General features: G+C 66.9%; 11 protein-coding genes. 8 read left to right on the forward strand and 3 right to left on the reverse strand.

Annotated features, from left to right (window positions below; genetic code table 11):
• The first annotated feature begins 719 nt into the window (after nt 1–719).
• The 7 genes from AAGA11_10695 (at nt 720) to AAGA11_10725 (ending at nt 9,394) form a co-directional block, all read left to right on the forward strand.
• Nucleotides 720–1,865: an acyl-CoA dehydrogenase family protein gene (locus AAGA11_10695; GenBank protein ID MEM9603322.1), complete on the forward strand. Its 1,146-nt coding sequence runs from the start codon at nt 720–722 to the stop codon at nt 1,863–1,865.
• Between the two features lie 22 nt (nt 1,866–1,887).
• A complete protein-coding gene (locus tag AAGA11_10700) occupies nt 1,888–3,465 on the forward strand; it encodes an amino acid adenylation domain-containing protein (GenBank protein MEM9603323.1) in 1,578 nt (525 codons plus the stop codon).
• Nucleotides 3,462–3,728 (forward strand): acyl carrier protein, encoded by a 267-nt coding sequence (locus AAGA11_10705; protein ID MEM9603324.1) that lies wholly within the window; start codon nt 3,462–3,464, stop codon nt 3,726–3,728. The genes AAGA11_10700 and AAGA11_10705 overlap by 4 nt, the downstream gene beginning before the upstream one ends.
• Nucleotides 3,729–3,814: 86 nt before the next feature.
• Nucleotides 3,815–6,283, forward strand: coding sequence for an alpha/beta fold hydrolase (locus AAGA11_10710; protein ID MEM9603325.1), 2,469 nt, complete (start codon nt 3,815–3,817; stop codon nt 6,281–6,283).
• 218 nt (nt 6,284–6,501) lie between these two features.
• Nucleotides 6,502–7,542 (forward strand): N-acetyl-gamma-glutamyl-phosphate reductase, encoded by a 1,041-nt coding sequence (gene argC / locus AAGA11_10715; GenBank protein ID MEM9603326.1) that lies wholly within the window; start codon nt 6,502–6,504, stop codon nt 7,540–7,542.
• 50 nt (nt 7,543–7,592) lie between these two features.
• The gene (locus tag AAGA11_10720; protein MEM9603327.1) at nt 7,593–8,414 is read left to right on the forward strand and encodes an ion transporter; all 822 of its coding nucleotides are present in this window, start codon (nt 7,593–7,595) and stop codon (nt 8,412–8,414) included.
• 41 nt (nt 8,415–8,455) lie between these two features.
• Entirely contained in the window at nt 8,456–9,394 is a 939-nt protein-coding gene (locus tag AAGA11_10725) for an AEC family transporter (protein ID MEM9603328.1), read from the forward strand.
• A 40-nt stretch (nt 9,395–9,434) separates the two neighbouring features.
• On the opposite strand, the gene AAGA11_10730 is transcribed toward AAGA11_10725, so the two are convergent.
• Genes AAGA11_10730 through mnmH form a run of 3 tightly spaced genes read right to left on the reverse strand, consistent with a single transcriptional unit; the run spans nt 9,435 to nt 13,929 of the window.
• Nucleotides 9,435–10,676, reverse strand: a complete 1,242-nt coding sequence (locus tag AAGA11_10730; GenBank protein ID MEM9603329.1) for an MFS transporter — start codon at nt 10,674–10,676, stop codon at nt 9,435–9,437.
• A 5-nt stretch (nt 10,677–10,681) separates the two neighbouring features.
• On the reverse strand, nt 10,682–12,841 hold the full coding sequence (gene selD / locus AAGA11_10735; GenBank protein ID MEM9603330.1) for a selenide, water dikinase SelD: 2,160 nt from the start codon (nt 12,839–12,841) through the stop codon (nt 10,682–10,684).
• Complete coding sequence (gene mnmH / locus AAGA11_10740) at nt 12,838–13,929, reverse strand: tRNA 2-selenouridine(34) synthase MnmH (GenBank protein ID MEM9603331.1); 1,092 nt, start codon at nt 13,927–13,929, stop codon at nt 12,838–12,840. The genes selD and mnmH overlap by 4 nt, the downstream gene beginning before the upstream one ends.
• Before the next feature lie 82 nt (nt 13,930–14,011).
• Between mnmH and AAGA11_10745 the strand changes: the two genes are divergently transcribed.
• Nucleotides 14,012–15,202: a serine hydrolase gene (locus AAGA11_10745; GenBank protein ID MEM9603332.1), complete on the forward strand. Its 1,191-nt coding sequence runs from the start codon at nt 14,012–14,014 to the stop codon at nt 15,200–15,202.
• Nucleotides 15,203–15,224 lie beyond the last annotated feature (22 nt).

A 15,224-nucleotide genomic window follows, 5' to 3' on the forward strand; every position in this document is an offset into this window, starting at 1 on the left:
GACTGTCAAACGTGCTGCTGGGAGACCGGGGCAACAGCAGCGGTAAATCGGTGTGAACCACACTGACGGGTGCGGTCCGCCTGCGCAACGGCGCGAGGCGAGAACTGGTCGGCGGGGCACGGCTTGGTGAGATCAACCTTGGCATTTGTGCGGTGTGTCACACTTTGCCGCTCACCCCTCTTGAACTTCGCTCCCCCTTGACCTTGCAGACCGTGCCGGGTTCAGTGACGTCGTCACTGCCCGGGAACACGCGCCTGCTCGTTGCCTGCAGGACCGACACGAATACCACAGTAAACGGGTGGCGGCTGTGATTTATTCATCACAGGCCGTGCACGCACGTCGTCGTACCAACCGGTCAGGACACGGTTGCAGTTCGCTCTCGTGTCCACCAATGCGCACGCCACGCAGTGCTACGCAGCTGTCACTCGGCGGGGTCAGGGGTGCGGTCGGTGGAACTTGTGCGCTCAGGGGCGTCAGAGGCAATCGATCGGTGCACTGTTGGCCAACGCGCGCCAGTACAGCTCGGCCACGCGTGCGAACGCGCGATCAGCGGCGTACGCCAGCGTGGGTGTTTTGTGCCGTGATCGCCGAAACGATCGCGTCGAAACGGTCACCATGCGTGTCGAGACACGGTGTGTCGTGGCCGCAGGGGCCGGTTGTCCGACCGGCGCGGGCGGACCCCATTCCATTCACCAGGGCGAAGAGGCAGGTGCGGCAACGTGGATTTTTCGTTGACAGCGTCGCAAGTCGAATCCGGCGAGGCCGTGGCCCGGTTTGCCCGCGACACCCTGAACGGCGACGTCGTGCACGCCGACCGACATTGCCTCTTCTCCGATGACCTGTGGACCGCCTGTGCCGACTTCGGCGTGTTTCGCTGGCATGCGCCCGTAGACCAGGGCGGTGACGGGCTGGGCTACTTCGACACCACTCTGCGCCTCGAGGCGCTCGGTTACGGGTGCGAGGACAACGGCTTGGGCTTCGCGGTCGCCGCGCAGATCTGGGCTGTGCAGACCGCGCTGATCCAATTTGGTAGCGCGGCGCAGCACGAACGCTACCTTCCGGGCATGCTCTCGGGTACGACCAAAGCCTGCTTCGCGATCACCGAGAGCGGCAGCGGGTCAGATGCCTTCGCACTGCACACCACCGCGGTGAAGGACGGGTCAGACTACCTGATCACCGGGGAAAAGCGCCTCATCACCATGGCGCCCGAAGCGGATGTCGCGCTGGTGTTTGCCGTCACCAACCCGTCGGCCGGTCAGTGGGGGGTGTCCGCGTTCCTCGTCGACACGGATTCGCCAGGGGTCACCCGGCACTCGAACGACCCGAAAATGGGCTTGCGCACCGTGCCGTTCGGCTCGCTGACACTCGATCGCGTGCGGGTGCCCGCCGACGCGTTGGTGGCCAGGGAAGGGGCAGGCTGCAGCATTTTCAACCACGCGCAGATGCACGAGCGCAGTCTGGTGCTCGCGCCCCAGGTGGGCGCGATGCGACGCCAACTGGAAAGCGCCATCGCCTTTGCCAACACGCGCGAGCGTGCTGGCACACCGATCGGTCAGCACCAGTCGGTGTCCAACCGCATTGCCGACATGGCGATCCGCCTCGACACCTGCCAGCTGCTGCTCTACCGCAACGCGTGCGCACTCGACGCGGGCAAACACAGCCTGCGCGAATCGGCCATCACCAAGACGGTACTCAGCGAGGCCTTCGTCAAAAGCAGCCAGGAGGCCATCGCGATTCACGGGGGCCTTGGCTACACCACGGACGCCGGGGTCGAGCGGGATCTGCGCGACGCGGTGGGCGCAACCCTGTATGGCGGCACCGTCGACATTCAACGCAACATTATTGCCCGGATGCACGGGCTCTAGAACACACAATGGGGTCGTTACCGTGGCCGGATTTCTGATTCACTCGCCCTTGATTGCGCACGCACACGCCACACCGCAGCACCCGGCGCTGAGCTGCAACGGCGAGACGCTCACGTACCACGAACTGGACGAACGCAGCAATCAGCTCGCACACGCGCTGTTGGCCAGCGGAGTCGCCCTCGAAGACCGCATTGGCCTGTTCCTGCACAAGGGTCTCGATCTGGGTGTGGCCATCTACGGTGTCCTCAAGGCGGGTTGTGCGTTCGTCCCGCTCGACCCCACGATGCCGGTCGACCGGCTCGCCCTGATCCTCGACGACTGCGGCATCGACACCCTGATCAGTGCCGATGCACTGGTGGACACGGTGCGGGCTCTGCCGGCCTCGATCGCGCCCCTGCATGTCATCGGCGTGGACGAAGCGTTGCCGTTTCGCCAGTCGAATTGGGACGCCATTCGGACATACCCGGTCACCGCGCCCGACGTGGTGATGATCGATCAGCAACTCGGGTACATCATGTACACCTCCGGTTCGACCGGGGTACCGAAGGGCATGATGCACACCCACGCGGGTAGCATCTGTTACGCCGAGTGGGGGCGCAACCACGTCGGTCTGACAGCAGAGGACAAGGTTGCGAGTCACGCGCCGCTGCATTTCGATCTGAGCATTTTCGATTTCTTTTCCACCCTGCGGGCCGGTGGCACCGTGGTCCTGGTGCCAGAGGCCGTCACCCGGTTTCCGGCGAGTTGGACGCAGTACATCGAGTCCGAGCGGATTTCGGTGGTCTTCACGGTCCCGTACACCTTGATCACCATGGTCGATCACGGCGCCATCGAGCAACGTGACCTGTCTTCGCTACGCTGGTTGATGTTCGGCGGTGAACCCTATGCGCCACGGCAACTGCGCCAACTGATGCAGGCGCTGCCGGGTGTCAGACTGACCAACGTCTACGGTCCGGCCGAGGCGCCGTCCTGCACCTGCTATGACGTGCCTGACCCCCTGCCGCCAGGCGACGAACCCTTGCCCATCGGCACCGTCTCGCGCAATTCCGATGACCTGATCGTCGACGAGCACGGCGACGACTGCGAGCCAGGTGAATCGGGCGAGCTCTGTATTCGCAGTTCCACGCTGACCCGGGGGTACTGGAACCGGCCCGACCTCAACGCACGCGCGTTCCTGCTGCGCCCGTCACACGGGCCGTTTCCAAACGTGTACTACCGCACGGGGGACCGGGTGATTCGCCACGCGGACGGCCTGTTGCGGTTTCTCGGCCGCATGGACCGCATGGTCAAGACCCGCGGACACCGGGTCGAACTCGACGAAGTCGAGTCCGTTTTATTGAGCCTCGATGGCGTGGAGGCGGGTGCGGCCTACGCCGTGGTGGACGCCACCGACAACGTGGTCATCATGGCTGACGTGCTGCTCAAGCCCGACGCCGCACTGACAGAACAGCACCTTTTCAACCACATGCAGAAGAAGCTGCCGCGCTACGCGGTGCCGCAGTCGATGCACATCGCCACGTCGTTGCCGCACACGAGCAGCGGCAAGATCGACCGCAAAACCCTCGCAGACCAGCGCCAGAGAGACATCACGACACCATGACGGCTTTACACAACGCACTCATCGACATGAACGCCGTACGCGCGTTCATCCTGAACGACATCGTACGCAACGGCGAGACCGAGCTGCCCGACGATCACGACCTGCTCATGTCGGGCCTGGTCGACTCACTGGGTGTGATGCGGCTGGTCGGGTTCATCGAGGAAACCAGCGGCATCAGCGTGCCGGCCGAGGACGTGTTGCTGGAGCACTTCGGCAGCCTGACGCAGATCAACGCGTATCTGGTCGGTCGGTCCAAGAGCTGACACCAGCGCATCGGGCTCGACAGGACACCCGGGTCCGGTGCACGCCGACCCGAGCCAACCGACCCGAGCAATCACCCCACGCGCCGATGAGCCAAGCGAACAAAACCACCCCGGAGGCGATCCTCCCGCTGTCCGGCCTGCAGATGCCGTTCTGGGTGTACGACACGGTCAATCGCGCCCGAAACCAACCGGGCGGCACCGTGCAGGTGCAGTTTCGCCTCACGGACGTGTACGACATCGCGGGCTTGCAACGCGCGTGGACGGCCGTACACCGGGCGCACCCGATGATGCGAGCGTCCGTCAACACCACGAAAACCCACGACACGCTGTTGGTGGTGCGCCGGGCGTGCGATGCCCCGTTCAACCACGCGGATTGGACCGGTCTGCCGGCCGACGAGCAGCGGCAACGCATTGACGCGCACCTGCAACGCGATCGGCAGACGCCGTTGGATCTGGCCAAGGCGCCGGCGTCCCGCTTCTTTTGCGCGTCCCTCGATGAGTCCACGGTCTGGTGTCTCTGGACCTGCCACCACGTGTTGCTGGACGGCTGGTCGTCCGCGCTGATCATCGGGGAGCTGATCACGCAGTGCGCGAACGACGCCGCCGACACCCCCGGCGCACCGCCACCGGGCGCGGACTACGTCGCGTACCGCCGGTTCATCGACCGCCAACCGGCGGAGCCTGCACGACGCTACTGGAGCGATCGCCTGCGCGGACTGACGCAGCCCACGCTTGTGGCACAGCCGTCACCGTCCGGTGTCGAGGCGACACCCGGTACGTTCACCGCGCACAGAACGCTCTCGAGTGAACTCACCGAGAAGCTCACCTCGACCTTCAAGTCAAAAGGCATCACGCTCGCCAGTGTGCTCGAGGGCGCCTGGGCACTCACCTGCGCGAGCGCGACCCGGCGCACGGACGTGGTGTTCGGCGTTGTCACGACCGGGCGAAGCAGTGACTTCGAGGGTCTGGAGCGCATCGCGGGCATGTTCACCAACGTGCTGCCGCTGCGGACCCGCACCGACACCGACGCGCCGCTCACGGCCTGGTTGTCTGCGCTGCAAGCGGGTCTCTTTGAAGCCACCCTGCACGAACACCTGCCACTTGCTGACATCATCCGACAGGGCGAACCCGCGCTGCACACAGTCGCATTCGATTCCGTACTCGCCATCGAAACCCTGCCTGCCATTCAACCGGACGGCGTGGCGCAGCCCTGCATCCAGGACTACCGGTCGGGCACCGTCAACGGGTTTCCGCTGGGTGTGACCGTCATCCCGGGCGAGACCCTCTGCGTCACCCTGGCGGGTGATCGCACCCGCATGGACAACGCCACCGTCTCCGCGCTGGCCGATCGCTTTCTCGACTGCCTTCGCGCTTGCCTCGACAACCCGGACGCCCACCTGGGTGACGTGGTCGCGCGGGTGGCCGCACCCGAACAGCCCGCGGCTGCCGGCACCGCTTCGCCGCGTAGCGAGACGATTCTCCGTGGCATCGTCGAGCCCAAATCGGAACGCGACATGGAGGTGCTGAGCCTGTTCGAGGAAGAGTTGAACCGCTATCCCCTGAGCATGGACAGCGACCTCTTTGCCAACGGTGGCACGTCGTTGAACCTGCTGCGGTTGATCGAGACCTGCAAAGCCCGGTTCGGCAAGCAGGTCGGCCTGGCGCGTTTTCTCGAGACTCCGACGGTCGCCGGCCTGTCTGAACAACTGGCAGACGACGCGCACACCGGCGCGATCCCGTCGCTCGTCACCCTGCGGGCCGCGGCGTCCGTCGACCCGGCGGACAGCAACGGCCAGAGCCGACCAAGCCGCAACGTGTTCTGCCTGCACGCAGGGGGTGGTCATGCGCTGTTCTACCGCCCGCTGGCAAAGCGCTTGCACGCCGACTACACCGTCTACGCGCTGCAGCCGAAGGGCATCGACGGCACCGAGCTGCCCTCGGACAACGTCGCTGACATGGTGTCAGACTACCTCGAGGACATTCTTCGGGTGCAGCAGGACGGCCCCTTTCATTTCCTCAGCTACTGTTTCGGCTCGGCGCTGATGATCGAGCTGGTGCACCAGCTGAAGGCGCGCGAGCTCGACGTGGGGCACCTCATCATCGCCGATGCCATCGCCCCGATCATCCACGGCCACCCGGCAGCGCGTTGGGGCTGGAATGCCTACCTCGCGTACGAATTCGTGGCTCAGGGTCAGTTCAGCGGTTTGCGGCACGGTGTCGTATCACAGCTCAAACGGCTGACCCGAAACACTGTTCGCGACCGGTCCGAAGAAGACGTGGGCCACACGGCGCAGGTGCACAACGCGTGCGAAACCGCGTTCAGAAACTACCGTGCGCGACCTTTCGACGGGCACCTCAACATCCTCATGAGCCGCACCTTCGAGACCGCCAACGCGGAGATCACCCCGTTCATGCGTGGCTGGGAGAAGCTCAGTACGACCCAATCCGTTCAGAGCGTGGATGTCACCCACCAGGATTTCATGCGCGAGCCCCATGTCAGCCAGGTGGCCGATGTCGTCAACCGCATACTCGGTGGCACACAACCGGAGGCATGACACAGGACCTCCGAGCCGACCCGCGCAGGTGGCACCGTCACGTCACGCCACCGGCCACTCTGGACCGAGCCGGTCGTCGCACGGGCGCACTGCCAGGGTTCGGTTGACACGTGAAACGACGCTCCGGCCAAGGGAACAGGCGTGCGGCCGTGGAGCCCGTGGCGGTACACCAGTCTTTGCTAGAATGGCCGGCTACCGTCACCGAATCGAGTCCTGTCATGTCGCAGCCCATCCGTGTCGCAGTCATCGGAGCATCCGGCTACACCGGCGCCGACCTGGTGCGACTGGCGCTGCGGCACCCGGCGATCGACATCGCGGCGTTGACGGCCAACGCGCACGCCGGCCAGCCGATCGGCAGCGTCTACCCGCACCTGGCACACCACGGCTTGCCCGACCTGGTGACAAACGCCGACGTCGATTGGCGCGCCGTCGACGCCGCATTCTGTGGGCTGCCCCACGCGACCAGCGCGGCGGTGATCGCCGATTTGCCTGCGTCGGTCAAAGTGATCGACATGTCGGCCGACTTCCGCTTGCGTGACCTCGACACCTATACCGCCTGGTACGGCGAACACAGCGCGCCCGCGTTGCTCGCCGGTGCCACCTACGGCCTCACAGAGCACTACCGCAGCGCCATCGCAAGTTCACGCCTGGTCGCCTGCCCGGGGTGCTATCCGACCGCGGCGCTCATGGCCCTGGTGCCGCTGCTGACCGGTGCACTGGTGCAGCACAACGACCTCATCATCGACGCCAAGTCCGGTCTTACCGGGGCCGGACGTTCGCTCAAGCAGAACACCCTGGGCGCCGAAGCGGGCGAGGGCCTGTCGCCGTACGCGGTCGGCACCCACCGCCACGCACCTGAAATCGAGCAGGAACTCGGAGTCGCCGCCGGCGGGGCGGTGACCGTGAATTTCACGCCGCACCTGATACCGATGTCCCGTGGCGAGCTCGTCACCTGCTACGCCAAGCTCGCCGAGGGTGCCACGGCAGCCGATTGCGAGGCCGCCCTCGCGGCCCGCTACGCCGATGAGCCCTTCGTGTTCATGGCGCCCGAGGGCGCGCTGCCGCAGACCCAGTTCGTGCGTGGCTCGAATCGCGTGATGTTGGCGGTCCGACCCGACCGCATTCCCGGGCGGGTGATTGTCATCGCGGCCCTCGACAACCTCGTCAAGGGCTCGGCAGGGCAGGCGTTGCAGAACTTCAACGTGATGTTCGACCAGGTCGAGACCACCGGTCTGGAGCAGGTCGCGCTGTTTCCGTGACCGGTCGGGCTGCGGGGTCGCGCACGACACTGCGAGCACGCGTCTGGTCGGTGCTGGACAGCGACCACCTCGACGCCCACGACCAGAGTTCGCTTGGCCGTCGGGTGGAGGACGCCATCACCTGGTTGATCCTGCTCAACGTCACCTGCCTGCTGCTCGAAAGCATGCCGGCGCTCGAAACCCGGTACGGCACGCTGTTCGTGGCCGTCGAAGCCGGCACCATCGCCGTGTTCACGGTGGAGTACATCGCCCGCGTGTGGTCCTGCGTGGAACACCCGCAGTACCGCCACCCGCTGTCCGGCCGCATCGCTTACGCACTCAAGCCCGCCATTCTCATCGACCTGTTGTCGATCCTGCCGTTCTACCTCACGATCGCGGGCATCGACGACATGCGGGTGCTGCGCCTGCTGCGGGTGTTTCGCATCATCCGCCTGTTTCGACTCAGCCGGTACAGCCGGCCCATGCGCCTGATACACCGCAGCATCGAGCGTCGGCGGGAGGAGATCGTCATCAGCACCGTGATGCTGTTGATGTTGATGCTGATCGCCGCCTCGGTGATGTACGCCGTCGAGCACGACGCGCAGCCGGAGGTGTTCGCCAGCATCCCCGGCACCCTCTGGTGGGCGGTGGTCACGCTGACGACCGTCGGCTACGGCGACGTCTACCCGATCACGCCACTTGGCCGTGTCGCGGCCGGGGTGATTGCGGTGCTCGGCATCGGTATGGTCGCCCTGCCGACCGGCATCATCAGCTCGGGTTTCGTCGAGGAATTTGCCGCCGACCGGGCGGCCCGCGATGCCGAGCCGGAGGAACCGCTTCGTTGCCCCCACTGCGGTGAACGACTCGACCGTGCACCGCCGTCCGACGACTGACAGGCCAGGCCTGTCCCCCCGCATGACATGGGATACCTGATGTGATCGCTGAACTTCTGACCATCGTTGCGCCCGTCTTCCTGTTGCTCGGCGTTGGCTATTGCGCTGCGCGGTTCGGCGGTTTCGAACGCACGACCATCGATGGCGTGATGCGCTTCGCGCAAGGCTTCGCAGTGCCGTGCCTGCTGTTTCTGTCGGTTTACCGGATGGATCTCGCGGTGCAGTTCTCGGTTGATCTCCTGGTGGTCTTCTACACCGGCGCGCTCGTGTGCTTCACACTTGGCATTGTCGGCGCCCGTGTGCTGTTCAAGCGACGCCCGGGCGAAGCCGTTGCCGTCGGCTTTGCCGCGTTGTTTGCGAACTCGGTTCTGCTGGGCTTGCCGATCACCGAACGCGCCTACGGGGCCGACGCGCTGGTGGCCAACTTCGTGATCGTGTCGCTGCACGCGCCGGTCTGCTACCTCGTCGGCATGGTGACCATGGAGATGGCCCGAGCCGACGGTCGCTCGCTCGGCGAGACGCTGTCCACGGCACTGATCTCGTTGGTCAGGACGCCGATCATGATCGGGTTGGCCCTCGGCTTTGCCGCGAACCTGCTGAACATCACGCTGGTCGAGCCGCTCGAAGCCGCAGTCGACATGATGGCGAAAGCCGCCTTGCCGGTCGCGTTGTTCGGTCTCGGCGCTGTGCTGTCCCGCTACCGCCTCGGCGAACGCCTGGGTGAGGCGGGCATGGTGATCGTGTTGTCGCTGCTCATTCACCCGGCGATCATCGCCGCACTCGACGCCCAGGTGATGTCCTTGACCGACGCGCAGCTCAAGTCGGCGATCGTCACGGCCGCCATGGCCCCGGGCATCAACGCCTACCTGTTTGCCAACCTCTACAAGCGGGCTGAGGACACGGCCGCAACCGCCGTGTTGCTCGGCACGGCAGCCTCGGTGTTCACGGCCAGCGCCTGGCTCTGGTGGTTGGGCTTGTAGGTTGATCGGTGCGGGCAGAGGGCCACGCAGCGCTGTCCGCTCACGCGCTTTCGCGCAGCGTCCAGGACGTCAACAGCCCGATGGCGAGGAGAACCAACAGGCTCGCGAAGGCGAATTGATAGGTCGCGGCACTGAACACCTGCACGCCCCCCACCGTGGTTCCGTCCCACTGGCGCTCGAGCAGCCAGCCAATCAGAGGCTGCATGACCGCGCCAGAGCCGACCACGCAGGTGTTGACGACCCCCATCGCCGCCGCCGCGTGCGCCGGCGGGTTGCCGGTGCGCACCAGGCTGAAAGTCAGCACCATCGTGGCACCGCCGAGCCCGGTCAGCACGAAGAGCACGCCGAGCAGAAGCTGGGAGGCCGCGGGTACAACGAGCAAGGTGGCGAAACAGAGTGCACAGAGGCTACTGCCGGCCAACAGCACAGGCCGTTTCCGGCCAATACGATCACTGATGTAGCCAGAGAGGACCGAGCCGACCGCCCAGCCGAAAAACAACAGGGACGCTGTGGCGGCGGCGACCGCGTGGCTCAGCGCGTGCACCTGCACCATCCACGGCACAGCCCAGAGACCGGCGAAGGCCAGCATGATGGGCGTCAGCGTGAATCCGATGATGGCGCAACGCCAGGTGTGGGGGTTGCGCAACACATCCCACGCCGAGCCATGGGCTGCAGTCGCGCGCACAGCGGTGTCGCTCGACGGCAGGGCCGAGGCAGAGCGACGCGGAACCAGCGTGAACATCGCGATCGCGAGCACACCTGCCGCCACCGCGAGCACCTGAAACCCGCCGCGCCAGCCGACGGCATCGACCAGCGCGCGAAGTGGCGCCTGACCGAGCATGGCGCCCAGCATGCCGATACTCTGCACCAGCCCCGCCAACGTGGCAAAGCGGTTGGCTGGCAGCCACAGGTTGATGATCGTCAGCGTGCCGACAAAGCAGAACGCCACCGCGGCGCCGATCAGTGCGCGGCTCAGCGATGCACTGACCAGGGAATCGCTGCTTGCGAACACCCAGGAGGCCAGCGCACAAACCGCCATCGCGGCGCTCAGGAGTTTGCGTGGCCCGAACCGATCGAGCAGCATGCCCACCGGCAATTGGATCAGGGCGTAGCTGTAAAAATACATCGCCGACAGCGTACCGAGCGCCGCCGCCCCCACGCCGAAGTCGCGCATCAGCTCGCCGGTCATGACGCTCGGTGCGACCCGTTGCACGAACGCGTAGGCAAACCCGAGACACCCCAACGCAAAGGCCAGCAGGGCGCGGCGGCTGACCGGTGTCACCGCGTTCACCCGCCGCGCAGCCGCACACGTGGCCCGTCTGCGGCGTCACAGGTACGCAGCTCGCCGATCCAAGCCCACGTCGGATGCGCCGCGCGCAGCGCGTCAACCCGATCAGGCGGCACGGCCGCGAGCAGACCACCGCTCGTTTGTGGGTCGAGGCACAGCGCACCGAGCGCGTCGTCGCGGTCGCGGTCGGTCTCCGCGAGCAAGGGCAGCAGGGCGGGGTGCAAGGTGCTGCGCCAGCCTGACGCAAAGAGCTCGAGGGCCCCGGCGATCGCCGGCACCGAATCGAGGTCCACTGCCGCGGCGAGGTTCGTGCCGTCGAGCATCTCCAACAGGTGACCGAGCAGCCCGTAGCCAGTCACGTCCGTCAGCGCGTTGGCCTCGGCCAGCGCTACGCTGGCCGCGCGGTTGTCGTTCAGCATGAGTCGCATCGCCGACTCGATGGCCGCTGCCGGTGCGTCGCCAACCTGGTTGGCCGCGAGGATCACCCCGGTGCCGAGCGCCTGCGTCAACACCAGGTGATCGCCGGCGCGCGCAGTGTGCTTGGCCAGCGCGACGCCGGCTGGCACCTCACCGGTCACCGCGATGCCGAGGTGCGTCTCCACGCCCTCACTGCTGTGCCCACCGCCGAGCACACAGCGCTGCTCGTGCAGGGCATCCGCGACACCGGAGAGGATCCGGCGGTGATCCCGGGCCTGCAATCGCGGGTGGTTGTGGGCGAGATTGACCCAGACCAGCGCGCTGAGCGGTTCGGCCCCCATCGCGTAGACGTCGCTCAGAGCGTGGTTGGCTGCGATGCGGCCCAGACGGTAGCCGTCGTCCGTGAACGCGCGAAACCCGTCAAGTGACTGCACCGTGTCGCGCCCCGCGGTCGGCCGCCAGCGCGCTGCGTCCTCGGCCTGTGCCAAAGCCGGCACCACCTGAGGGTTGTCGAACACCGGCAGCGCCGACACGGTGCCACTGACCACCGCGGGTCCGAGCTTGCTGGCACACCCGGCGCAGTGCATGGCGTCCTTCGGGGCCGACGCCGACTGTGCCATCGCGCTGCCGGCGGTGGCCACGCGGGTCATGAAGGCGCGGTCGATCCGGTCCTTCCACTGCCACACCCACGCGCCGCTGACGCTCAGGCCGTGCCGCGTGCCCACGGCCCGTTTGCTGCCGAGTGACAGCAGCGAGAGGAACTGGCGTTGCAGGCGGATCGGTTTCAGCGGCTTCTCGGCGGCAGTGCGCCGCAGGTTTTCCGTCAGGGTCGGTGCCTGGCGTACGGCGTACACGCCGGCCTTGGGCCGCGGGTCAAAGGGCATGTGGGCGATGTCGCCCGCGGCGAAGACGAACGGGTGCGACACACTGCGCAAGGTCGGGTCGACCGTGATGAACCCGCGTTCATCGGTTTCAAGGCCCGATGCAGCGGGCCAACTCGGCGCCGCCGCCGACGTGCACCACAAGATGTGGTCGAGCGCGAGCGCCTCGCCGGCGGTGCTGTGCAAGGCACCGTCGGTGACTTCGCTCACCCGAAAACCGGGGTGGCGTTCGATGGCGTGGGCGGTCAGGGCCGCGTCGACGGTGCGCACCACCGAGGACGGGTAGCCCGAGACGGGGGCGGCGTCCGGGAACACCAGGTGCATGCGCACGGCCCCGACCGCGCGCAGCCGGTGTGCGATCGCGAGCGCGAGTTCGGTGCCGCCCGCACCGGCGCCCACCACGCCGATGTGCAACGACGGCGCGTCGCCCCGCGCAACGTCGTCGAGCACGGCTTGCCAACGCGCGGCGAACCCACTGACCGGCTTCACCCCGACCGCGTGTGCTGCGGCCCCGGGCGTGGACGTGTCCGGGCGCGAGCCGGTGTCGACCGAAAGCCAGTCAAACGCCACCGGTGCGCCGTGCTCCAGCAGCACGTTGCGCGCATCGAGGTCGAGAGCAGTGGCACGCGCGTGCACCCAGCGAATCCCGCACCGTTGGCAGAGCCGGTTCAGGTCGATGTGCGTCTCTTCGAAACTGTAGTGGCCGGCCACGTAACCCGGCAGCATGCCGGAGTAGGGCGTCAGCGTCTGCTCGGAGACGAGCGTGATGCGCGTGTTGGGTGCGGGGCGCATGGCAAGCTCGCGGATCGCGAGCACATGCGCGTGGCCGCCACCGAGCAGCACCAGGTCGCGCGTGCTCACTGCCGTTGCTGCCCGAGCCAGTCGAGGATTTCGTCGTGCTCGCCGGTGAACACCGGCTGGACAGGCCGTGACCGCGCCTTGTGGTCGTAGAGCCGATCGTAGTAGCGCGACAGCAGCGTGGCGATGATCGCATCGAAACCGGCCGTGTCGGCGCCGCTTTGCAACGCGTGCACCGCACCCGGGACCGCCGCGACCAGGTCATCGGTCTGCGCGCCGCCGAGACGGCGCCGGATGCGTTCGAGGTTGGCGACCACGAAACGGCTCAATGCCGCGTAGGGGTCGTCGTGATCCTGGCCGCGGAAATGCGCCAGGGCGTGATCGACGTAGTCGTGGCGGAGGCGCGCCACGCGGGCGTCAAACGGGGCGACCAGGGCCACGCTGTCGGCCGCCTGCATCGCCTCCTGAAGTGGCACCGGGATGAACAGGCGTCCGATCAGTTGCGACTCTGCCTCGATCAGCACCGGTGCCTCGCCGGACGACGCGAGCAGCAGCCAGTCGAGCGTGATGCGGTTTTCGAAATCGATCTGACTGGGCTGGTCTTGGAAGGTCCCGCCGAACGCGCTGCCACGGTGCCGCGCGCGCCCCTCGAGATCGAGCGAGCGGCCCCAGGCGGTGATCAGCTCGGTTTTGCCGCAGCCGGTTTGCCCGGAGACCACGATCAGCGGGCTCGCGGCGCACAACCGGTCCAGCGTGGCGAGGTAATGGGCCCGCAACGCCTTGTAGCCGCCGCGCACCAGCGGGCAGTGCACATGCTGGTCGCTGAGCCAGGCCTGGGCCGTGCGTGACCGCAAGCCGCCGCGAAAACAGTAGAGGTAGCCTGAGGGGTGCGCGTTGGTGTGTGCTGTCCAGGCCGCAAGGCGTTGCGCGCGCACCGCCGGCGTCGCCATCGCCAGACCCCGTTCGATCGCCGCGTCCTGCCCGGCATCGGCGTACACGGTGCCGATCTCGGCACGCTGATCGTCGTCGAGGATTGGCAGGTTCACCGCGCCGGGCACGGCGCCACGGGTGAATTCCACCGGTGCGCGCACGTCGAGGAAAGCCGGCTGTGACAGCAACAGCGCATCCGTGACGTCGACATCCTCTCGCACGGTGGACCCAGGTGGCGTGTGAACGCATAGTATGGCGTACGCCGGAACGCGTGTCCGGTTTCACCTGCCACAGGAGACCACGGTGAGCGCGAACAGCGGCAGCGCCAGGCAACCGAAGGACCCGGTCCACCTCGGCAACTGGCGACAGGCACCCCACTGCCGCTGGGCTTTCAACCACGTGCGGGAGATCGTGCCGGCGGCGCCGATCCTGCGCGACCGACGTGCGAAGCGCCCACTGCGGGACACGTCGACAGCACTCGACGGCATCCGGTTCACCGGGCACAGCAGCGCAACACTCACTGCGGCGCAGTGGTTGGACCAGGGTGCCGTCGACGCGGTCGTTGCGCTGCACGGTGACAGGGTGGTGCACGAGTGGTACGCCGCCGGGCAGGGCCCGGCCCTGCCACACATCCTGATGTCGGTCTCAAAATCCGTGTTGGGGCTGCTCGCGGGGGCGGTGTTGTCGGAGACCGGCACACGTGCAGACACACCGGTCGTCAGCGTGCTGCCGGAACTCGCCGGCAGTGCCTGGGACGGGGCTACCCTGCGGCAGGCGCTCGATATGCAAGTCAGCATCCGGTTCGAGGAGAATTACCTCGCGACCGACGGTGCCATCATCGAATACCGCAAAGCGCAGGGCTGGAATCCACTCGGACCGGGTGAACAACCCAGTGATTTGCGCACGTTCTTCCCGCGTCTCCGCGCGGGCGAGGGCGAGCACGGCGGGCCTTTCCACTACGTGTCGCCAAACACGGACATGATGGCCTGGGCGCTCGAACGCGTCAGCGGTACGCGCTACAACGAGCTGCTCACGTCCGTGCTCTGGCAGCCGATGGCGGCCGAGGAAGACGCCTACATCACGGTCGATCGCCTCGGGGCGCCGCGCGCGGCGGGCGGTGTCTGTGCAACGGCACGGGATCTCGCGCGCCTCGGCCTGGTGGTGTGCCAGGAGGGCACCCTCGCAGGCCGCCAGGTGCTGCCCGCGGACTGGGTGCGTGACACCCTCGGCGGCGGCGACCGGGACGCGTTCGCGCGCGGCGATTTTCGCGATAAGTTGCCCGGCGCCCCGATCAGCTACCGCAACTACTGTTACTGGAATGCCTGTGCCGAACCCTACCTGTTCGGCGTCGGCATCCATGGCCAGGCCTGGGTGATCGACCCGCAGCGCGCGCTCGTGGTGGCAGTGCAGAGCAGCCACGGTGACCCGCAGCCCGACGGCGCGATCGCCAACGCCATCGGCTTCTTCTCGGCGGTGCGCGACCACCTGGGCTGAGCGGATCGGCTGCCGAGCGCCA

The organism is Pseudomonadota bacterium (assembly GCA_039196715.1).
GTDB lineage: Bacteria > Pseudomonadota > Gammaproteobacteria > CALCKW01 > CALCKW01 > CALCKW01.